This is a genomic window from Ketobacter sp. MCCC 1A13808 (assembly GCF_009746715.1).
Taxonomy (GTDB): Bacteria; Pseudomonadota; Gammaproteobacteria; order Pseudomonadales; family Ketobacteraceae; genus Ketobacter.
Genome location: NZ_VRKW01000024.1, coordinates 1 through 23,339, shown reverse-complemented (window position 1 = coordinate 23,339; position 23,339 = coordinate 1). Strand labels below are relative to the sequence as shown.

Annotated in this window: 16 protein-coding genes; all 16 read right to left on the bottom strand. The window is 44.9% G+C overall.

Features of this window, described 5'->3' with window-relative positions; all coding sequences use genetic code 11:
* Positions 1 to 2,343: 2,343 nt before the first annotated feature.
* The 16 genes from FT643_RS22235 to FT643_RS23970 all read right to left on the bottom strand — a co-directional run bounded on the left by FT643_RS22235 (position 2,344) and on the right by FT643_RS23970 (position 23,157).
* Positions 2,344 to 2,901: a GNAT family N-acetyltransferase gene (locus FT643_RS22235; RefSeq protein ID WP_156873610.1), complete on the bottom strand. Its 558-nt coding sequence runs from the start codon at positions 2,899 to 2,901 to the stop codon at positions 2,344 to 2,346.
* A 3,248-nt stretch (positions 2,902 to 6,149) separates the two neighbouring features.
* Complete coding sequence (locus tag FT643_RS22230; protein ID WP_156873609.1) at positions 6,150 to 6,614, bottom strand: hypothetical protein; 465 nt, start codon at positions 6,612 to 6,614, stop codon at positions 6,150 to 6,152.
* Between the two features lie 2,110 nt (positions 6,615 to 8,724).
* On the bottom strand, positions 8,725 to 9,300 hold the full coding sequence (locus tag FT643_RS22225; RefSeq protein WP_156873608.1) for a hypothetical protein: 576 nt from the start codon (positions 9,298 to 9,300) through the stop codon (positions 8,725 to 8,727).
* Positions 9,301 to 9,420: 120 nt separating this feature from the next.
* On the bottom strand, positions 9,421 to 9,849 hold the full coding sequence (locus FT643_RS22220; protein WP_156873607.1) for a hypothetical protein: 429 nt from the start codon (positions 9,847 to 9,849) through the stop codon (positions 9,421 to 9,423).
* A gap of 138 nt (positions 9,850 to 9,987) precedes the next feature.
* Positions 9,988 to 10,392 (bottom strand): hypothetical protein, encoded by a 405-nt coding sequence (locus FT643_RS22215; RefSeq protein ID WP_156873606.1) that lies wholly within the window; start codon positions 10,390 to 10,392, stop codon positions 9,988 to 9,990.
* A 636-nt stretch (positions 10,393 to 11,028) separates the two neighbouring features.
* Positions 11,029 to 11,364, bottom strand: a complete 336-nt coding sequence (locus FT643_RS22210) for a hypothetical protein (protein ID WP_156873605.1) — start codon at positions 11,362 to 11,364, stop codon at positions 11,029 to 11,031.
* A gap of 2,474 nt (positions 11,365 to 13,838) precedes the next feature.
* On the bottom strand, positions 13,839 to 14,288 hold the full coding sequence (locus tag FT643_RS22205) for a hypothetical protein (protein ID WP_156873604.1): 450 nt from the start codon (positions 14,286 to 14,288) through the stop codon (positions 13,839 to 13,841).
* A 225-nt stretch (positions 14,289 to 14,513) separates the two neighbouring features.
* Positions 14,514 to 14,918, bottom strand: a complete 405-nt coding sequence (locus FT643_RS22200; protein WP_156873603.1) for a GFA family protein — start codon at positions 14,916 to 14,918, stop codon at positions 14,514 to 14,516.
* A gap of 405 nt (positions 14,919 to 15,323) precedes the next feature.
* Positions 15,324 to 15,641: a hypothetical protein gene (locus tag FT643_RS22195; protein ID WP_156873602.1), complete on the bottom strand. Its 318-nt coding sequence runs from the start codon at positions 15,639 to 15,641 to the stop codon at positions 15,324 to 15,326.
* Positions 15,642 to 16,406: 765 nt separating this feature from the next.
* Positions 16,407 to 16,751, bottom strand: a complete 345-nt coding sequence (locus FT643_RS22190; protein ID WP_156873601.1) for a hypothetical protein — start codon at positions 16,749 to 16,751, stop codon at positions 16,407 to 16,409.
* Between the two features lie 769 nt (positions 16,752 to 17,520).
* Entirely contained in the window at positions 17,521 to 17,826 is a 306-nt protein-coding gene (locus tag FT643_RS22185; protein ID WP_156873600.1) for a hypothetical protein, read from the bottom strand.
* 134 nt (positions 17,827 to 17,960) lie between these two features.
* The gene (locus FT643_RS22180) at positions 17,961 to 18,350 is read right to left on the bottom strand and encodes a hypothetical protein (RefSeq protein ID WP_232340398.1); all 390 of its coding nucleotides are present in this window, start codon (positions 18,348 to 18,350) and stop codon (positions 17,961 to 17,963) included.
* Positions 18,343 to 19,032 carry a helix-turn-helix transcriptional regulator gene (locus FT643_RS23975; RefSeq protein WP_317622101.1) on the bottom strand — a complete coding sequence of 230 codons (690 nt, stop codon included), beginning with the start codon at positions 19,030 to 19,032 and terminating at the stop codon, positions 18,343 to 18,345. The genes FT643_RS22180 and FT643_RS23975 overlap by 8 nt, the downstream gene beginning before the upstream one ends.
* Positions 19,033 to 19,822: 790 nt before the next feature.
* Complete coding sequence (locus tag FT643_RS22170) at positions 19,823 to 20,176, bottom strand: hypothetical protein (protein WP_156873599.1); 354 nt, start codon at positions 20,174 to 20,176, stop codon at positions 19,823 to 19,825.
* Positions 20,177 to 20,361: 185 nt separating this feature from the next.
* Positions 20,362 to 20,652: a DUF1330 domain-containing protein gene (locus FT643_RS22165; protein WP_156873598.1), complete on the bottom strand. Its 291-nt coding sequence runs from the start codon at positions 20,650 to 20,652 to the stop codon at positions 20,362 to 20,364.
* A gap of 792 nt (positions 20,653 to 21,444) precedes the next feature.
* Positions 21,445 to 23,157, bottom strand: a complete 1,713-nt coding sequence (locus tag FT643_RS23970; protein WP_156873597.1) for a GIY-YIG nuclease family protein — start codon at positions 23,155 to 23,157, stop codon at positions 21,445 to 21,447.
* Positions 23,158 to 23,339: the final 182 nt, after the last annotated feature.

Sequence of the window (23,339 nt, the reverse complement as noted above, 5' to 3'; positions counted from 1 at the left end):
GTGGGCCGCTGGAGTGGAGCTGTTTTTGTGCAACAATGAGCGAAGCGAATGCACAAAAACGGCGGAACGTAAGCGGCTCCACTGCATGTGATGGTTATAATTTGCTTGGGTAAAACGCATTACCTGCACCGCCCACCAACTCGTACTTTATTTGTCTTTTACTCCATCGTAACTGGATAGAACTATAAAAGCCCGAAGGTAAGTGGGCTGGCCTATCGAATTGTGATGCTGCCGTAAATCATACCGGTTGTCACCGCAAGAATGCACCCAAGGTTTGTGGCAACGGAATAAACCACGATCCGAATCAAATGCACCGCTGCCAAAATTTGCCACGTCCTCGATGTCCACGAACCGCCCATGCACCCGGAACCAACTTGATAGGAACCACCATGGAGCCACAACACCTCAACAATACCACGGCCCGACTATGGGGCAGTGCTCCCTGAACTAAATCGCTAGATCAGCCAAAACAACAGAGACAATGCTAACTCTAGTTGATTACTTCCTGTTTTAAACTAATTAAAATTCTAACCGAACAAGCAGTAGCAACGCCCTACCGGATTTGCGAAGGTGTATATGTAGAACCGCTTGGTTTTAAAAATATTTGAACTGGCAATTTATAACGCCCACATCAGTGGGCCGCTGGAGTGGAGCCGTTTTTGTGCAACAATGAGCGAAGCGAATGCACAAAAACGGCGGAACGTAAGCGGCTCCACTGCATGTGATGGTTATAATTTGCCTGGGTAAAACGCATTTCCTGCACCGCCAACCAACTCGTATTTTATTTTGGCTTTTGTTGCTTCATAACCGGATAGAATTATTGAAGCTCGAAGGTAAGTGGGCCAGCCTATCGAGTTATGATGCTGCAGTATATCACGCTGTTTGTCACCGCAAGAATGCACTCAAGGTTTGTGGCCACGGAATATACCACGACCCGAATCGAATGCACCTCTGCCAAAATTTGCCACGTCCTCGATGTCCACGAACCGCCCATGCACCCGGAACCAACTTGATAGGAACCACCATGGATCCACAACACCTCAACAAAACCACGGCCCGACTATGGGGTAGTGCTCCCTGAACTAAATCGTTAGCTCAGTCTAAATTGCGGAGACAATGCAAACTCTAGTTGATCACTTCTAGCTCTAAACTACTTAAAATTCTAACCGAACAAGCGGTAGCAACGCCCTATCGGACTTGCGAAGGTGTAGATGTAAAACCGCTTGGTTTTAAAAATATTTGAACTGGCAATTTATAACGCCCACATCAGTGGGCCGCTGGAGTGGAGCTGTTTTTGTGCAACAATGAGCGAAGCGAATGCACAAAAACAGCGGAACGTAAGCGGCTCCACTGCATGTGATGGTTATAATTTGCCTGGGTAAAACGCATTGCCTGAACCGACCACCCACTCATACTTTGTTTTGTATTTTGTAGCATCGTAACTGGACAGAACTGTAAAAGCCCGAAGGTGAGTGGGCCGACCTATCGAATTATGATGCTGCCGCCAATCACGCTGTTTGTCACCGCAAGAATGCACTCAAGGTTTGTGGCAACGGAATAAACCACGACCCGAATCAAATGCGCCTCAGCCGAAATTTGCCACGTCCTCGATGTCCACGAACCGCCCATGCACCCGGAACCAACTTAATTAGGAACCACCATGGAGCCACAAAACCTGAACAAAACCACGGCCCGACTCTGGGGCAGTGCTCGCTGAACTGAATCGTTAGCTCAGTCTAAATTGCGGAGACAATGCTAACTCTAGTTGATTACTTCTAGCTTTGAACTTCTTAAAATTCTAACCGAACAAGCGATAGCAACGCCCTACCGGACTTACGAATGTGTAGATGTAGAACCGCTTGGTTTTAAAAATATTTGAACTGGCAATTTATAACGAGAGTAGATATATGGAATCGTTAAGAAAGTTGGCGGTCAGCTTGCGCAGCAAGATGGGTGACAACTTTTAGATTCCATATCATCTGGTTGTTATATTGCGCTCGTCCCTCGGTGTTTCAATTCACCACCAACCCTTTTTTGAACGCGGTTTAAATTTAATAGAAATATAAGTGACCGTAGATTCACTCTACACTCTGAAGCGCAAGCCGTCGTCCGCATCAACTCGTTATGCGTGCGGCGGCTTGCGCTTCAGAGCGTACAGAAAGATGAAATCGCTGACCAGTTCCCTCACAGCTTTAGCTGGGTTTTTCACACACTGACTATGGACTTTATCGTACATCCAGCCCGGTATGATCCTGAGCGGGCGCACTATAACGCTTGCAGCATGCGCGCCTGCGGAATGGAGCCGAAGGTGCAATGTAGTAGGCGTCGCCGTGCCTGCACTGGTTAGGCTTTTGCGTCCCACTGTTCTCGTCGTAACCGGTAAAGTACATGAGGCCGCAACCAGCTTCCTTCGGGCAGGCTGGGGTGCTCAAACTCACCACTGTACTTCATACCTATTCGTTCCATGACCCGACGCGAGCGCTGATTGCCAGCCGTGGTAAAGGAGACAATCTCAGGAAACTCTAGTCGTTCAAATGCAATATTTAGCGCACCGCGAGCAGCCTCTGATGCATAACCTTTTCCCCAGAGGCCTGACGATAACCGCCAACCAATCTCGACACACCGGGAAAACGGCAATGTTGCTGTGGGTATGTGTAGCCCACAAAAACCACCAAAAGACTCGGCACCTTTCACCTCTAGTGCCCAGAACCCCCAACCGCGTTCCATGATAAGCGAACGAATCTTCTCTGCCATTTCGTTACTTGCCTGGCAACTCAGGGGTTCGGGAAAATACTCCATAACCTGTGGGTCCGCGTTCAGAGCCGCGAACGACTCGAAATCGCTTTCTTGCCATTGCCGCAGACGCAGCCGGTCGGTTTCAAATTCTATCAACTCTGCCATTGCAAGATGTGCCTTAGTTCTGAAGCCTAACGCCGGCAACATGGGCGCAGTGTAGTGGAGCATTTTTTGTGGTAAAAAGAGCGCAGCGATACCACAAAAAATGCGGAACGAAACTGCGTCCCGTGCTTGCCCTGGTTATTTGTTGCCTGTACAAAAGCGAATTACCTGCACCGCACCACTCAACTATTTTTTGACTTTGACCTTTAATGCACTGCAGCTGGCTAGTGCTTATGAACTCCGAACTTCAGTGGGCCTGCCCATCGGCTATGGATGCTGCCGTAGAACACACCGATTGTCACTCGAAGAATACACAGGCGGTTGTGGCAACGGAATCCATCACGACCTGAAACCACCATGACACCACAAAACTAATCGAAATCACGGCCCGATTACGGAACCGTGCTTCCTGAACTCAATCGCTGGCTTCATTCATCGCTACGGAGAAAAGGCAAACTCGAATAGATTGCGAATCCGCTAAAATTCATCACCATACTTTCCGAACGATCAATAGCAATGCCCTACTCGCCCGCGAAGCTGAAAATGTAAAACCTCTCGGTTTTAAAAAGGCTCTCAGCCTGCAAAAAAATAACGCCAAGGTCAGTGGGCCTGTGGAGTGGAGCGATTTTTGTGGTAAAAGGCGCGAAGCGACACCACAAAAATTGCGGAACGTAACTGGCTCCACTGCACCGCTTGGTTATAATTTGCTTGGGTAAAACGCTTTACCTGCACCGCCCACCAACTCGTACTTATTTTTGTCTTTTGTTGCATCGTGACTGGATAGAACTGTAAATTCTCGAAGGTAAGTGGGCCGACCTATCGAATTATGATGCTGCCGTAAATCAAGCTGTTTGTCACCGCAAGAATGCACACAAGGTTTGTGGCAACGGAATATACCACTCCCCGAATCAAATGCACCTCTGCGAAAATCTGCCACGTCCTCGATGTCCACGAACCACCCATGCACCCGGAACCAACTTGATAGGAACCACCATGAGGCCACAGCACCTAAACAAAACCACGGCCCGACTATGGGGTAGTGCTCCCTAAACTAAATCGCTAGCTCAGTCCAAATTGCGGAGACAATGCTAACTCTAGTTGATCACCTCTAGCTTTAAACTACTTAAAATTCTAACCGAACAAGCGGTAGCAACGCCCTACCGGACTTGCGAAGGTGTATATGTAAAACAGCTTGGTTTTAAAAATATTTGAACTGGCAATTTATAACGCCCACATCAGTGGGCCGCTGGAGTGGAGCCGTTTTTGTGCAACAATGAGCGAAGCGAATGCACAAAAACGGCGGAACGTAAGCGGCTCCACTGATGTGGGCGTTATAAATTGCTTGGGTAAAACGCATTGCCTGCACCGCCCACCAACTCGTATTTTGTTTTGTCTTTTGTTGCATCGTAATAGGATAAAACTGTTGAAGCCCGAATGTAAGTGGGCCGACCTATCGAGTTATGATGCTGCCGTAAGTCACACTGTTAGTCACCGCAAGAATGCACGCAAGGTTTGTGGCAACGGAATAAACCACGACCCGAATCAAGTGCACCTCTGTCAAGATATGCCACGTCCTCGATGTCCACGAACCACCCACGCACCCGGAACCAAGCCGATAGAAATCACCATGGAACCGCAACACCTGAACAAAACCACGGCCCGAATCTGGAGAAGTGCTTCTTGAATTAAGCCGCACGCTCAGTCCAAATCGCGGAGAAAAAACTAGCTCTAGATGATCGCTACCAGCTTTAAACTACTTAAATTGCCGACCGAACAAACGGTAGCAGCGCCCTATCCAACTTGCGAAGGTGTAAATGTAAAACTGCTTGGTTTTAAAAATATTTCAGCTTGCAAAGTTATAACGCCCACATCAGTGGGCCGCTGGAGTGGAGCTGTTTTTGTGCAACAATGAGCGAAGCGAATGCACAAAAACTGCGGAACGTAAGCGGCTCCACTGCATGTGATGGTTATAATTTGCTTGGGTAAAACGCATTGCCTGCACCGCCCACCAACTCGTATTTTGTTTTGTCTTTTGTTGCATCGTAATAGGATAAAACTGTTGAAGCCCGAATGTAAGTGGGCCGACCTATCGAGTTATGATGCTGCCGTAAGTCACACTGTTAGTCACCGCAAGAATGCACGCAAGGTTTGTGGCAACGGAATAAACCACGACCCGAATCAAATGCGCCTCAGCCAAAATTTGCCACGCCCTCGATGTCCACGAACCGCCCATGCACCCGGAACCAACTTGATAGAATCCACCATGGAGCCACAACACCTGAACAAAACTACGGCCCAACTCTGGGGCAGTGCTCCCTGAACTGAATCGTTAGCTCAGTCCAAATTGCGGAGACAATGCAAACTCTAGTTGATCACTTCTAGCTCTAAACTACTTAAAATTCTAACCGAACAAGCGGTAGCAACGCCCTATCGGACTTGCGAAGGTGTAGATGTAAAACCGCTTGGTTTTAAAAATATTTCAGCTCGCAAAGTTATAACGCCAAGGTCAGTGGGCCTGTGGAGTGGAGCGTTTTTTGTGGTAAAAGGCGCGAAGCGACACCACAAAAATTGCGGAACGTAACTGGCTCCACTGCACCGCCTGGTTATAATTTGCTTGGGTAAAACGCATTGCCTGCAACGCCCACCAACTCGTATTTGATTTTGTCTTTTGTTGCATCGTAATAGGATAAAACTGTAAAAGCCCGAAGGTGATTGGGCCGACCTATCGAGTTATGATGCTGCCGTAAATCACGCTGTTTGTCACCGCAAGAATGCACACAAGGTTTGTGGCAACGGAATAAACCACGACCCGAATCAAATGCATCGCTGCCAAAATTTGCCACGTCCTCGATGTCCACGAACCGCCCATGCACCCGGAACCAACTTGATAGGAACCACCATGGATCCACAACACCTGAACAAAACCACGGCCCGACTATGGGACAGTGCTCCCTGAACTGAATCGTAGCTCAGTGCAAATTGCGGAGAAACCACTAAATCTAGTTGATCGCCATCAGCTTTTCACTACTTAAAAAGCCGACCGAATAAACGGTAGCAATGTCCTACTACGCCCGCGCTAGAGTAAATGTAGGACCGCTTGGTTTTAAAATTATTTCAGCTCGCAAAGTTATAACGCCCCGGTCATTGGCCCAAACTGCGTGGTGTGAATTTGTGGTAAGGTGAACGAAGTGAACCACAAATTTGCGCCACGCAGTTTGGGTCCACGATGCACCGGTTTGTTATGACTTTTATCACAACTTTTTCGAAAAATAATCATGCACATATTTTCTATAAATATTCTGCAAAATTTCATTGTATGCAGAACAGTTAAACTCTGATTCTGGTACCAACACAGTATTTAATAGTGGCTTAACCTCGGGAATCGGAATACTTTCATGCGTTTTTAGTGCAGAACATATCTTTTTAGTTATCGGCTGTAGTCCATAGTCCTGATCGTACTCTGCAATCATGTCATTGAGATCGCAGAGTAAATAGATGATTGCTCCTTGCTTTACTAAAGTCTCATCAATTCCATGATTTACGCCAGAATTGTTTACCTCAAAATCCAAAAAATCAAAACCATTAAATTCCTCAGGATCGAGGTATATAGTTTGATCATTGGTTATTCCACCTTCATCAAGCAAATGGTAGTAAAGCAACAGCACGTTTGCCATTGCTTGATTTCCAATTTTATAGTTCGTACTGTCAATTATCATTTAGATCTGCTCGCCTAAATTCCAACTATGGTTGCAACGCGCTGAGCTCGATTCCGCATAACGCCCACATCAGTGGGCCGCTGGAGTGGAGCCATTTTTGTGCAACAATGAGCGAAGCGAATGCACAAAAATGGCGGAACGTAAGCGGCTCCACTGCATGTGATGGTTATAATTTGCTTGGGTAAAACGCATTACCTGCACCGCCCACCAACTCGTACATTGTTTTGTCTTTTGTTGCATCGTAACTGGATAGAACTGTAAAAGCCCGAAGGTAAGTGGGCCGACCTATCAAGTTATGATGCTGCCGTATATCGCGCTGTATGTCACCGCAAGAATGCACGCAAGGTTTGTGGCAACGGAATATACCACGACCCGAATCAAATGCACCTCTGCCAAAATTTGCCACGTCCTCGATGTCCACGAACCGCCCATGCACCCAGAACCAACTTAATTAGGAACAACCGTGAAACCACAACATCTGAACAAAACTACGGCCCGACTATGGGGCAGTGCTCCCTGAACTAAATCGCTACCTCAGTCCAAATAGCGGAGACAATGCTAACTCTAGTTGATCACTTCTAGCTTTAAACTACTTAAAATTCTAACCGAACAAGCGGTAGCAACGCGCTACCCCGCCTGCGCTAGAGTAAATGTAGGACAACTTGGTTTAAAAATATTTCAGCTCGCAAAGTTATAACGCCCACATCAGTGGGCCGCTGGAGTGGAGCCGTTTTTGTGCAATAATGAGCAAAGCGAATGCACAAAAACGGCGGAACGTAAGCGGCTCCACTGCATGTGATGGTTATAATTTGCTTGGGTAAAACGCATTACCTGCACCGCCCACCAACTCGTACTTTTTTTGTCTTTTGTTCCATCGTAACTGGATAGAATTGTAAAAGCCCGAAGGTAAGTGGGCTGGCCTATCGAATTGTGATGCTGCCGTAAATCATACCGCTTGTCACCGCAAGAATGCACTCAAGGTTTGAGGCAACGGAATAAACCACGGTCCGAATCAAATGCGCCTCAGCCAAAATTTGCCACGTCCTCGATGTCCACGAACCGCCCATGCACCCGGAACCAACCCGATAGAAAACACCGTGAAACCACAACACCTGAACAAAACTACGGCCCGACTCTGGGGCAGTGCTCCCTGAACTAAATCGTTAGCTCAGTGCAAATTTCGGAGAAACCACTAAATCTAGTTGATCGCCATCAGCTTTTCACTACTTAAAAAGCCGACCGAATAAACGGGAGTAATGCCCTACCCCGCCTGCACTAGAGTAAATGTAGGACCGCTTGGTTTTAAAAATATTTCAGCTCGCAAAGTTATAACGCCCACATCAGTGGGCCGCTGGAGTGGAGCTGTTTTTGTGCAACAATGAGCGAAGCGAATGCACAAAAACTGCGGAACGTAAGCGGCTCCACTGCATGTGATGGTTATAATTTGCTTGGGTAAAACGCATTGCCTGCACCGCCCACCAACTCGTATTTTGTTTTGTCTTTTGTTGCATCGTAATAGGATAAAACTGTTGAAGCCCGAATGTAAGTGGGCCGACCTATCGAGTTATGATGCTGCCGTAAGTCACACTGTTAGTCACCGCAAGAATGCACGCAAGGTTTGTGGCAACGGAATAAACCACGACCCGAATCAAATGCGCCTCAGCCAAAATTCGCCACGCCCTCGATGTCCACGAACCGCCCATGCACCCGGAACCAACTTGATAGAATCCACCATGGAGCCACAACACCTGAACAAAACTACGGCCCAACTCTGGGGCAGTGCTCCCTGAACTGAATCGTTAGCTCAGTCCAAATTGCGGAGACAATGCAAACTCTAGTTGATCACTTCTAGCTCTAAACTACTTAAAATTCTAACCGAACAAGCGGTAGCAACGCCCTATCGGACTTGCGAAGGTGTAGATGTAAAACCGCTTGGTTTTAAAAATATTTCAGCTCGCAAAGTTATAACGCCCGCATCTGTGGGCAACCGTAGTGGAGTAATTTTTATGGCAAAATGGAGCGTAGCGACTAGCCATAAAAATTGCGGAACGTAGGTTGCTCCACCAGCATGCATTTGTTATGCGCTGACGGGAACAATGTCACTACGCCACTACCAAACTTTCCACCATGGCTTGCGATGTAAACCAAAAACGTTATTTGCAATATTATTTAGCTCTAGTGCTTGTTGTTTTGACAGATAAAACCAAATACTCGCTTGACCATTGTCTTTTGGGTAAAAGTAATATCCAGGCTCTCTTAGGTCGTTAATTATGGCCTCAACAACGTCAGCATCAGCCCAGTCATTGTCTACCACCGGCTCAAATTTTCGTTCTACGCCATCGATTACATAATGTAACTCTGCATGCGATCCCTCAACATCTACAACATCGGTCAACTTTTCAATACATTTAGACCTTCCGCTTATACGATGGAATTGCCTAACAATATTAACGTAAGATCCGTTGCCTTCAATCGCTTCAACATCGAAATTCCATGCCTTATCACAGAAGAAGCGACCCCAAGGTTCTTCCTCAATCTCAATACCATAGACAAATAGAATTAAATCGAAAGGAGTACTTTCATACTCTTCTCTAGAGAATGATCTAAGCAGATCATCAGTAGAAACACCTTCGTTCAGAACCAAACCTATCTCAGACAGTTTTTCAATTTGATCTTCAAGTTTCATCGATTCTCTCTATTCGCATAACGCCTTGCACACCAGCCCAGTTGCGACGTACAAATATGTGGTAAAAGCGCAGCGACCGCATATTTGTGCGGCGTAACTGGGTCTGCGTGCTGCAACTTGTTATAGCTTTGATTGATTAAATATTGACAATAAAACTATCGCAATAATTATCCAGAGAATTAGATTTTTTAGAAATTGGCTTGAATTCGATTGAGCCGTATCAGCACCACCCAATTCTTCAATGCGATCAGACATGGCTTGAGCGTCAAAGTACCGGAGATAATACGAGGAATGGGAGATCTGAATCAAGGCTATTACTCCGCCAGCGAATAACGCACCAGCTAGAGCACTCAAGAACAAATCAAATTTATAGCTCTTCCAGGATATTTCAGGATCGATATAGATATATACTCCAATTAACAAAGCAATAAATACGAAAAATATAGCAATATATCTATATTTTTTCTTATGGGCATTTTCATTATCGAGATATCGTTGACACGCAATTAGAACACTCTTCTCTCTAAGCTCAACGCTATTTATTTCCATTTTGATTCCTAAATATTGGCACTTAGATGCTATAACGCCTTGCACACCGGCCCAGTTGCGTTGTGCCATTATTTGGTAAAGTGAGCGTAGCGAGCCAAATAATGGCGCGGCGTAACTGGGTCCGCGTGCTGCAAATTGTTATGCGCTTATCCATGCCATATTCGGCTCGCTGCTACTAAGCACATTGACACAACCGTTATTTGTTACTACAAACCATTCCCCAATCTCGACAGCTTTACTAAACCCAAGCATACCAGGTTGAGATATCTCACCATTTACCCACCCACCTGAAAGTATTTTGAAGACATGATAGGGCTTTGAGAATGCACCAGATGAAAAGTAATAGTGGAGATCTCCCTCATCAAGGAATCTAAACCCCCTTGCGTCTTCAAAACTGACTTCCATCATTCGTTCATAGCCACCTTCAGAAAGAGTCTCAATAATTATTTTGAGGCCATCCTTCAAATCGCTGATGCTTACAATGTCGCTTTCAAAACGCCTATCATCGTGCATCAGACCATATTCAATCGCTTGTATATTCATTCTTCAAATACTAGTTCTAAGCGCATCAATTTGTCACGAAGCCGACCGCGCATAACGCCCGGCTAATGGGCCGGAACGGAGTTGGTTGTTTTGTGCCAGCGTAGCTGAAAGGCACAAAGCAAGCAACGGAGTGCAGGTCGCATTGAGCCGATTGTTAGAAATTGACGCCACAAGAACCTTACCCCGTGTTTAAAATTTACCTTATTTTAAAAGAGCTTGCGTTTATTAAGTTAGAAATCATATGCAACCTGCGTAAGGCCACATTAGATCTTATACCTTAAGAATAACCAACATACTGCTACCAGCCTGCCTATTTTTACGACATTATGATTACTGATAGCTAAGATGCACAAGGTTTTTGATTTTTAATAAGCCCAAATCGTGCAAGGAATGATGAAAATACTTTGAACCACCACCTTGGTACTGCCCTGCTTTGTTTTATGCTTTTAATACAGCTTAAATCTTAAGCTTAATTCGAAGTTGCTTTGCTTCTAGTTTTTACATGTTCCGGATTTCTAACGCCGCCCACAGGGGCCGTAGTGGAGGCGAACGTTTTGTGCAAGCGTAGCGAAAAGCACAAAACGAGCGCCGGAACGGAGGTCCAAGCCGCAAAGCGGCTGAGCCTGATGGGCATTGTTATGCATTTTTACCATTAAATATTTCTGCTCTATATTTTTCTTTTACATCTAATGGATTAAATGCATGAAGTAATATTTCTGAAGGCGTTAATTTACCTTCTTCACGAGACGCGATAATTTTTTCTATATCTGATATTGACGTATTCTGATTTTCTAAAGCCACAGATACACTTGATATTTCCGATCGCCTAATCATAAATTTTTTTAATTGTTCAATACTCAACCCTGCATAATGTGCAGCTGCAATACAAGATGCTATATCTCTCGGAAAGTCGCCCTCGAATTCACAAGCTAGTGCTTTCCTATATTCCTCGTAATATTCGCTCAAAGTCATGTTCTACTTTTCCGATGCATAACGCTCGAGCTAAGCGGCAGTTTTTAAGTTGTGTTTTTGTGGAATAATTTTGCGAAGCAAAACCACAAAAGCACAACTTAAAAACTGTCCAGCCACGCAGTGGCGGTGCTTGAGCGACTTGTTAAATTACCCGCTATGCACCTTGATAATACAACCCAATGCCATACACACGACACTGGAACCTTAAACATTTTTGGAATAACCACTAACACTAACAGCCCGCCGCAATAAAGTATTGATACTGCCACTTAAAAACCAATGAACTATTATGCAAAGCAACTTAATACATGAAATACACTTTACGAAAGCACTACAAGCTATTTCCCAAAGTAAACAACTTGAACAAGAACTTTAAGAACCTATGCTACGAAATATGATAAAGCCAAATACAAAAGAGGCTGAAGCTTATTTAATTTAACGCCAAGGTCAGTGGGCCTGTGGAGTGGAGCGATTTTTGTGGTAAAAGGCGCGAAGCGACACCACAAAAATTGCGGAACGTAACTGGCTCCACTGCACCGCCTGGTTATAATTTGCTTTGGTAAAACGCATTGCCTGCACCGCCCACCAACTCGTATTTTGTTTTGTATTTTGTTGCATCGTAATAGGATAAAACTGTTGAAGCCCGAATGTAAGTGGGCCGACCTATCGAGTTATGATGCTGCCGTAAGTCACACTGTTAGTCACCGCAAGAATGCACGCAAGGTTTGTGGCAACGGAATAAACAACGACCCGAATCAAATGCGCCTCAGCCAAAATTTGCCACGTCCTCGATGTCCACGAACCGCCCATGCACCCGGAACCAACCCGATAGAAAACACCGTGAAACCACAACACCTGAACAAAACTACGGCCCGACTCTGGGGCAGTGCTCCCTGAACTAAATCGTTAGCTCAGTCTAAATTGCGGAGACAATGCAAACTCTAGTTGATCACTTCTAGCTCTAAACTACTTAAAATTCTAACCGAACAAGCGGTAGCAACGCCCTATCGGACTTGCGAAGGTGTAGATGTAAAACCGCTTGGTTTTAAAAATATTTCAGCTCGCAAAGTTATAACGCCCACATCAGTGGGCCGCTGGAGTGGAGCTGTTTTTGTGCAACAATGAGCGAAGTGAATGCACAAAAATGGCGGAACGTAAGCGGCTCCACTGCATGTGATGGTTATAATTTGCTTGGGTAAAACGCATTACCTGCACCGCCCACCAACTCGTACATTGTTTTGTCTTTTGTTGCATCGTAACTGGATAGAACTGTAAAAGCCCGAAGGTAAGTGGGCCGACCTATCAAGTTATGATGCTGCCGTATATCGCGCTGTATGTCACCGCAAGAATGCACGCAAGGTTTGTGGCAACGGAATATACCACGACCCGAATCAAATGCACCTCTGCCAAAATTTGCCACGTCCTCGATGTCCACGAACCGCCCATGCACCCGGAACCAACTTAATTAGGAACCACCGTGAAACCACAACATCTGAACAAAACTACGGCCCGACTATGGGGCAGTGCTCCCTGAACTAAATCGCTACCTCAGTCCAAATAGCGGAGACAATGCTAACTCTAGTTGATCACTTCTAGCTTTAAACTACTTAAAATTCTAACCGAACAAGCGGTAGCAACGCCCTACCCCGCCTGCGCTAGAGTAAATGTAGGACAACTTGGTTTTAAAAATATTTCAGCTCGCAAAGTTATAACGCCAAGGTCAGTGGGCCTGTGGAGTGGAGCGATTTTTGTGGTAAAAGGCGCGAAGCGACACCACAAAAATTGCGGAACGTAACTGGCTCCACTGCACCGCCTGGTTATAATTTGCTTGGGTAAAACGCATTGCCTGCACCGCCCACCAACTCGTATTTTGTTTTGTCTTTTGTCGCATCAAAATAGGATAAAACTGTTGAAGCCCGAATGTAAGTGGGCCGACCTATCAAATTATGATGCTGCCGTAAATCACGCTGTTTGTCACCGCAAGAATTCACTCAAGGTTTGTGGCAACGGAATAAACCACGATCCGAATCGAATGCACCTCTGCCAAAATTTGCCACGTCCTCGATGTCCACGAACCGCCCATGCACCCGGAACCAACCCAATAGAAAAAACCGTGAAACCACAACACCTGAACAAAACTACGGCCCGACTCTGGGGCAGTGCTCCCTGAACTGAATCTTTAGCTCAGTGCAAATTGCGGAGAAACCACTAAATCTAGTTGATCGCCATCAGCTTTTCACTACTTAAAAAGCCGACCGAATAAACGGGAGTAATGCCCTACCCCGCCTGCACTAGAGTAGATGTAGGACCGCTTGGTTTTTAAAAATATTTCAGCTCGCAAAATTATAACGCCGAACAACAGCGGCCGAACGCAGCGCAGCGGTTTTTGTGGTAAAAGAGCGAAGCGATACCGCAAAAATTGCGGAGCGTAGAGAGGTCCACGATTGCGAAGCAATAGGTGCTGCTTGTTTTTGTTATGCATTTGATTCATTACTCTCGATAGACTTTATAGCAAGTTCAATTTTTGGTAATAGTGCTTCATGTATCCTATTTACTTGAGCAATGTGTTCTGGTCGGAGACGAATATACTCGTTTTCGAAGCCACCAATAGCATTAGTTCCAGCTAATAATCTAATTCGATATGGTATTTCATAAACTAGAAGATACGCTTCTACTATATGCTTGATTTCTTCTGTTTCTAAAATGCCAATCGAACTAAGTAGCGCGTCGTATACGCTGGTTTGTACTTTGTTTTGTAGTAAGGCATGTTGTTTATTGTCATAGTCTTTAGTTTGCTTGATTCTATTTTCAAAAGTTTCTTTTGTTATACAGAGTTCAGCTTTTAAAGCGCTCCTTAAAGCTTGTCTTTGGTGCATTAAATCTCGATTATGATGGCTTCTTTGAATATGGGCATTCGCCAACATAGTACATATAACCCCGGTAAATCCAATTATACCGGCAACAAGTATTTGATAGGTCTTGAGTATCTCTACTAGATATACCATATGCGCTTAATAAAAGTTTTAGCTCAATCTAAATGGTTTTTGGTTCTGTTTGCATAACGCCTTGCTAAGGGGCAACCGAAACGCAGTGTAGGTTGTCCCGCGGAGGCCGCGCTTTTTGCGGCCGGAGTGAACTTGAGCAATTTGTTATGCGTATACTGGATAGAAGCCCGAATGCTGCGCACCATTATCACCTATATGATCCCACGCCGCTTTGTCAGCGACAAAAATATGATTTTTAATTTTAGCACCCTCCAAACCTAATAGAGCACCTGCCGGAACCCAATATTTATCGCCAGTGCGGAACATATTTGGAACAGTAGCACCGCAGCAGCTACAAAAAGAACAGCTGTAACCTGATGGCTTGCTATAAGTTTTGATTTTATCTTGACCGGAAAGCCACCTGAAGTTTGGTGCGCTTGCGAACGTACCCGTTTGAGATGATGAACCAGTTTGCTGCTGGCATATTGTGCAATGGCACTGATAGAGAGTTTCGATTTTTTCATTTACTTCGTACGAAACTTCGCCGCAAACACATTTTCCTTTATTCATTTGGCACTTACTTCCTTTTTACGCATAACGCCGTGGTCAGTGGACCAGTGTAGTGGAGCAAAATTTATGGTAAAAAGAGCGTAGCGATACCATAAATTTTGCGTAGCGTAACTGGTTCCACTGCACCACCTTGTTAAATGCTGCTGGCACATAACTTTTTAATCCACGTGTTTTTCGATTATTTCAGTAGTACATAGTGCGCCACAGACTTTACAGTTGCCACTAATGAACTTGCGACCATCCTCAACATATAGTTCTGGATCATTGATTCCAAGATCAGCCTCGCTACATTTACTACACCATGTATCACTCAGATATATACCCCTCTCTATCTCGGGCAATTCTTCAATGCTGATGATTTCCTTCATATTCTCTTGGGCTTTTAACAGCTTACTCAAATGTTAACTATTTACGTGCATGATACTGATCTGAGTTGACCATGATATTAAATATACTCTCTATTAGCTCACTGCTCTCCGAATAGATTGTAGTGCCCGCAAACTCATCAAACTCTTGGGAAAGATTGAATATACCATGCTCAGTGTGTACCTCATCAATAAATTGTGCCGGGCCAACAGATGCAAAGATACGCTCGTTGTTACTGATACCAAGGATCTCTATAAGCTGTAGAAATTTCTGCTCATCAAAGCCTTCATCTCCATTTATCCAGATCGAAAAGCTACGATCACCGTTCTTTTGTATTTTTGCGATCTCGATGCTCATAGACATTTAACGCCCACATCAGTGGGCCGCTGGAGTGGAGCCGTTTTTGTGCAACAATGAGCGAAGCGAATGCACAAAAACGGCGGAACGTAAGCGGCTCCACTGCATGTGATGGTTATAATTTGCCTGGGTAAAACGCATTTCCTGCACCGCCAACCAACTCGTATTTTATTTTGGCTTTTGTTGCTTCATAACCGGATAGAATTATTGAAGCTCGAAGGTAAGTGGGCCAGCCTATCGAGTTATGATGCTGCCGTATATCACGCTGTTTGTCACCGCAAGAATGCACGCAAGGTTTGTGGCAACGGAATAAACCACGACCCGAATCAAATGCGCCTCAGCCAAAATTCGCCACGCCCTCGATGTCCACGAACCGCCCATGCACCCGGAACCAACTTGATAGAATCCACCATGGAGCCACAACACCTGAACAAAACTACGGCCCAACTCTGGGGCAGTGCTCCCTGAACTGAATCGTTAGCTCAGTCCAAATTGCGGAGACAATGCAAACTCTAGTTGATCACTTCTAGCTCTAAACTACTTAAAATTCTAACCGAACAAGCGGTAGCAACGCCCTATCGGACTTGCGAAGGTGTAGATGTAAAACCGCTTGGTTTTAAAAATATTTGAACTGGCAATTTATAACGCTGAGCACACTGGCAATAGGGCGTGCGGAGATTGCGTGATAAAATCGCGCAGCGATTCACGCAAGATTCGTGCGTCCTATTGTCCATGTGCTGCGCCTCGTTATGCGGTGACTCCAATTTACTTACCAACATTGATTGCCTGACTTATTATCGACTGAATTTCCTCTGCTGTAAGCTTTGATAGTTCTTCGTAAGCAGACTTGGTTGCGGATTTGGTTCCAGTTCCTTCACCATTTACAACATAGCCACCATTTTTTATAAATATTGTGAAGTAAAAAGGCATAGCTGGATTGCCTGGTGCGCTTACAACGACAATATTTTTCTTGTCGCTACATGCATAAACGTCCCAGGTATTGCCGCCATAGGATTTCTGAATCGGCCCAACGTTACATTCCAACGGCGCTGAATATGATGCAGATGGTATTAAAAGCAATAGCAATATGTGAATTTTAGCAATATTCATAACGTTATCCGATTATCCAAATTACAATTTCAGGAACCCTGAACTGAAGCTGTGTCCGCATAACGCCCACATCAGTGGGCCGCTGGAGTGGAGCTGTTTTTGTGCAACAATGAGCGAAGCGAATGCACAAAAACGGCGGAACGTAAGCGGCTCCACTGCATGTGATGGTTATAATTTGCTTGGGTAAAACGCATTACCTGCACCGCCCACCAACTCGTACTTTATTTGTCTTTTACTCCATCGTAACTGGATAGAACTACAAAAGCCCGAAGGTAAGTGGGCTGGCCTATCGAATTGTGATGCTGCCGTAAATCATACCGGTTGTCACCGCAAGAATGCACCCAAGGTTTGTGGCAACGGAATAAACCACGATCCGAATCAAATGCACCGCTGCCAAAATTTGCCACGTCCTCGATGTCCACGAACCGCCCATGCACCCGGAACCAACTTGATAGGAACCACCATGGAGCCACAACACCTCAACAATACCACGGCCCGACTATGGGGCAGTGCTCCCTGAACTAAATCGCTAGATCAGCCAAAACAGCAGAGACAATGCTAACTCTAGTTGATCACTTCCAGCTTTAAACTACTTAAAATTCTAACCGAACAAGCGGTAGCAACGCCCTACCGGACTTGCGAAGGTGTATATGTAGAACCGCTTGGTTTTAAAAATATTTGAACTGGCAATTTATAACGCCTGCAGCAACGGCCGACTGAAAGGAGGTCCAGCCCCGAAGGGGCGATGTTGCCTGTACTTGTTATGTGTTTATACGTTAATCTCACCTGAACGCCAGCCTGCCACTAAACTTGCAATATTAATTGCCTTTAGCTCATAGTCATTATCTATTGGATAGTAAGCCCAAATACCTGGTTGCCTTTCGCGATAACAAAATTCAATGCCATCTGCTCCTGCATGACCTACAACCAAGTGTGTGTTTTCTCTTGAAACGTACGCTTCATTAATTGGTAGTACAAGTTGAAGGTATGATTCTTTGTCATAGTAGCCCTTCGCATATTCTCCCCTCGCGTACTCTTCACATTTGAATTTTTGAATTGTATCTACTGTAATCATTCAATACTCAATTACACATAACGCCTCGCTCACTGGCGCAAAAAGCGGAGCTAATATTGTGGTAATGTGGAGCGAAGCGTAACCACAATATTAGCTCCGCTTTTTGCGTCCATGTGCAGCGATTTGTTAGGCTCTTAGTTGATTCTCGTCCAGAACGTCATGTTCACAGATTCTTTTTCAAGAAGCTCTAAGTATTCCAGTGCTACTGGGTTACCTAGCCATTGCTGACAATATTCCTCAGCTTTTTCCTGCGAACTGGCAATGGCCACATCTGCATAGATACCATCAGTTCCACGAACTAGAAAATGGAGGATGAGTTCCTCCTGTCGGCTAAGAAACTCTGACTCTACTTTATTCGAGAGTTCTATTAATCTTGTTTCTGTCATACCTTCTTTAAGTCTGAACGTTGCAAACTCCATTCCGCCAATGCTATCAATGCTGCCATTCTCTATCATATCAATGCCTCTGTTCTTGGTTTGAATGCCAACTATAAGGCTTGCTACTGACACCACCGTGTCAGTCAATAGCCGCACTTCTAAGTGCAATGTATGCGGACAGAGAAACGTCTCCAGGTAAAACGCCAGCCTGTTCACTAAGCTCTAGTTTGGTTATGCGGTCAACTCTGAGGTCTCTATAATCGCCACGTAGCTCGCACCAACAGCCCAGTGTCCATTTACCGCCCCAATAGAATAGCCCCAGAGGAAATACTGTTCTATCCGTCACAGCCTTTGAGTGCGATTTATAGGTAATCCTCAGCCAACATCCAGATGATATTGCTGCATGGGCTTCTCCCCACACCAGATAAGCCTCGGATTGATGGTGGTTTGCTAACACTCGAACTACTCTGTCTTGATGAGCAATCATCTGTGACTCACTCGGCAATGCCGCTTCAATTTTGGACAAGAGAGAATGTGCCGACGCCGCAAATGTCTTCCCGGTCAACGATGCCGTCAGGCTCACTCCCACAATCAGAGCTTCCAGCTCCCCTTGCGACAATTGCAAGGGAGGCAATTCAAACCCCTCTGACAAGCGGTATCCAACACCAGGCTCACCGTAAATGGGTATTCCGGCTAGAGATAAATCGTCAACATAGCGATAAATAGTTCTCTCAGATACATTCAACCGTTCAGCCAATTGTCTTGCGGTAATTGGTTGGTGCCTACGCAGAATATTCGTAAGCTGAAAAAGTCTATCTGATTTCCGCACAATCTATCCTTGCCAACTCTGACAGCCTAACGCCCACATCAGTGGGCCGCTGGAGTGGAGCCGTTTTTGTGCAACAATGAGCGAAGCGAATGCACAAAAACGGCGGAACGTAAGCGGCTCCACTGCATGTGATGGTTATAATTTGCCTGGGTAAAACGCATTGCCTGAACCGACCACCCACTCATACTTTGTTTTGTATTTTGTAGCATCGTAACTGGACAGAACTGTAAAAGCCCGAAGGTGAGTGGGCCGACCTATCGAATTATGATGCTGCCGCCAATCACGCTGTTTGTCACCGCAAGAATGCACTCAAGGTTTGTGGCAACGGAATAAACCACGACCCGAATCAAATGCGCCTCAGCCGAAATTTGCCACGTCCTCGATGTCCACGAACCGCCCATGCACCCGGAACCAACTTGATAGGAACCACCATGGAGCCACAACACCTGAACAAAACCACGGCCCGACTATGGGGCAGTGCTCCCTGAACTAAATCGTTAGCTCAGTCTAAATTGCGGAGACAATGCAAACTCTAGTTGATCACTTTTAGCTTTAAACTACTTAAAATCCTAACCGAACAAGCGGTAGCAGCGCCCTATTCAATTTACGAAGGTGTAGATGTAGAACCGCTTGGTCTTAAAAATATTTGAACTGGCAATTTATAACGCCAGCAACATGGGCGCAGTGCAGTGGAACCATTTTGCGGTAAAGTGAACGCAGTGAACCGCAAAATGGTGGAGCGTAACTGCGTCCCGTGCTTGCTTTGGTTATGAACTTTTGCACTCTCTGGTTAATTATAGGCATCTGTTTGCATCTGCTTAAGTCCTCGATACTGATCCATGGCTGCGGACGTTAAACCATAATAGGTATGCTCGCCTCGAAATCTAATATCGTTTTTCTCATCAAAAGCGGAAGTTATTTCCTCTAAACTAGGAGTAAATAGGCCTCGTTTTTCTCTTAATGCCACTAATTTTTGACTTTGAAATAAGTCGTGAAGTAACGCGGTTAATTCAACCCGACTCAAGCCATGAGATGAATTGTTCATCAATTCTTCAATATCCGGCCTAACCAAATCAGATATACGTGTAAACAATTCATCTACATATTCATATACTTTCAAAGTTGCGAAATCTTGTTTATTCATGGTATTTGCTAGATATTTTCATAACGCCAAGCTAACTGGCGTGTGGAGTGGAGGTAATTGTGTGCAATAATGAGCGACAGCGAATGCACACAATTGCCGGAGCTCCACACGTCCACGTTGAGCGCCTTGTTATGCAAACCTGGCCAACCTATACGTACACGATTTTAACGCAACTGATTGCCCTGTCACTCACAGCCTTCCGCGAGTATAAGATTGCTTGTTGTGGTCGCTTTACGTAACGAAAATAGCTGCTGAGCTTCTGGATCATTCAAAAACTCTTTCGCTGCAATCTTCGTAGGGAACTCCAAAACTACCAATCTTTGAGGTAACCAGGAACCTTCCATCAACTCTGGTTCTACTCCTTGAACGATATATCTACCACCGTGCTTTTTTATGAATTCAGGAATTTTTTGAACATATTCCATAAAGCCAGAAAGCTCATTTATAGCCAAGTCTAAAACCAGATATCCTTTCATTACTTCTCCTAATCAGTGTTCAAAACTAAATATTGCATAACGCCCACATCAGTGGGCCGCTGGAGTGGAGCCGTTTTTGTGCAACAATGAGCGAAGCGAATGCACAAAAACGGCGGAAAGTAAGCGGCTCCACTGCATGTGATGGTTATAATTTGCCTGGGTAAAACGCATTGCCTGAACCGACCACCCACTCATACTTTGTTTTGTATTTTGTAGCATCGTAACTGGACAGAACTGTAAAAGCCCGAAGGTGAGTGGGCCGACCTATCGAATTATGATGCTGCCGCCAATCACGCTGTTTGTCACCGCAAGAATGCACTCAAGGTTTGTGGCAACGGAATAAACCACGACCCGAATCAAATGCGCCTCAGCCGAAATTTGCCACGTCCTCGATGTCCACGAACCGCCCATGCACCCGGAACCAACTTGATAGGAACCACCATGGAGCCACAACACCTCAACAATACCACGGCCCGACTATGGGGCAGTGCTCCCTGAACTAAATCGTTAGCTCAGTCTAAATTGCGGAGACAATGCAAACTCTAGTTGATCACTTTTAGCTTTAAACTACTTAAAATCCTAACCGAACAAGCGGTAGCAGCGCCCTATTCAATTTACGAAGGTGTAGATGTAGAACCGCTTGGTCTTAAAAATATTTGAACTGGCAATTTATAACGCCTAGCTCACCTGCAACCTTTGCGGAGAGCATTTTGTGTATAATGGAGCTACGCGACATACACAAAATGAGCGTAGCAAAGGTTGTCAGCGTGCAGCTAATTGTTATGTTTACTTTCACGATCCTGTCTCCTCTAGTACAGAATCAATTATTTTCTCAATCGTCTCATACTTAACTTCAAAAAACTCGCGCCCATTATTGAGGCGGTAAGGAGAAAGCATCATGTGCAACTCTGTTTCCAGCCTTCTTGCTTCTCTATGCTTCCAGGATTTCACTACAACAAAAGCCAACGGAACACCTGTTGCAGTAGAAAGTTGTTTTGCGCGTTCGTGAGAGCAGCCGTTGGTATATCCTACTTTGTAGATCTGCTCTTTCATGGCTGAACACCGGAGAACGTAAAGCTCACCCTCATCTGAATCAAGTTGTTTTTCTGAAGCTTCTTTGACTGCTTCTGCTGCCTCAAGGTATTCAGTTATTTTTAACCGAGCAGAAGATAATGTGTCTTTAAGATAGATATCGAATCCCTCTTTTGAACCAGTAGCCTTCCATTTACTTGAGGATGCAACCCAGGTCTTTCCACGTACGGAATTACCATGCCTATCGACGCCCACCTGATCGCCTTCCAGTTTCCGCCAATGTCCTTCTGTTTCAATCTCATAGTGAGGTAGAATTACTTTTGTGATTGCAGCGTTCGGCATATGATTACTAGATTCTAGAGAAGGGATCACTATGTAATCTCCTTTTAGTCCTTTGCCACCTTTTTTCTTAGACATCCTTCTTTTCGAGGCAGCTTGAACCTCCTTGTTGAGAGCGATACGGGAGCTGAAATACTCAGGAAGCTGGAAAAGGCCTTCCGCCAACGACCATAAAACAGCTGCACGATCAAATCTCTCCAGCATCGTCTCTATAATCTGTCCTTTATTGTTCGTGCCTGTCATAGAGTCGATAACTTCTGGGTCATCGCATATCACATCAAACGAATTCTCATATTCTGCCAAATAGCAGCGCGACAAATGCTTCGTTTCATTAAGGTCAAACTCTCCTGAAATTATTGTTCTTATATGAGTCTCTGTAGTTTCTAAGGGAATTGGTTTCCCTAAAGTACCTCCTGACTCAGATATACACTCTTCTAGGAACTTTTTTTTCCACGGTGGAACACTGTTAATATCGACTTCTGGCTGATCAGAAGACCTCAATTCCCACTCGTCATCACCAAGCGACTCACCACCTATAAGATACCAAAATATAGAAGGCCCCCTCCTGATAATAGAAAAACCTGCGATGACAAACTCTCTTCCGTCTCCGTACAAGAACGAAATATCCGTTATCTCACCACATACTGAGAAGTGATATATTTGATCTTGAGGGAGACCCAAAAGCGAGGATACTTGAAAATCAGCGCACTCTTGCGAGGTTATGTATTCAAAAAAATCCTCTGCATGAAACAAATGATTAAACTCATTTTCAATTTCAGTATAAGGTGCTGCACCGTCAATTAATTTGATATGTAAAAACGGCTCAAAATAATTAAAACTTATTGGCTGGTTGTAGATTCCAGATGATGCATATCTATGAGTATATTCAATAGCAAGCTCTCGTAATATTTTATCAGCAGGAAATTTTTTCCCTGAGCGCTTAAGTTTTGACAATATATTGTTGTATTTTTTTGCTATTATTTTTGCACCAGAAGCAAGCCTTCTTCTCTCTGATCTTGGAAGTCCTTCCAGAACACTACCTGATCCACTACCTTTTTTATAATTTCTATGATCGACAGCTCCAATTGGATTAATTTTTCCGAGTTCACTTAGCCTGTCCTTTTTACTAGACACTATGATTTCCTTGCTTTTTTATTTGCATTGTCGTGAGAGCCCGTCGAACATCAGGGAAAAACATAACGAGAGTAGATATATGGAATCGTTAAGAAAGTTGGCGGTCAGCTTGCGCAGCAAGATGGGTGACAACTTTTAGATTCCATATCATCTGGTTGTTATATTGCGCTCGTCCCTCGGTG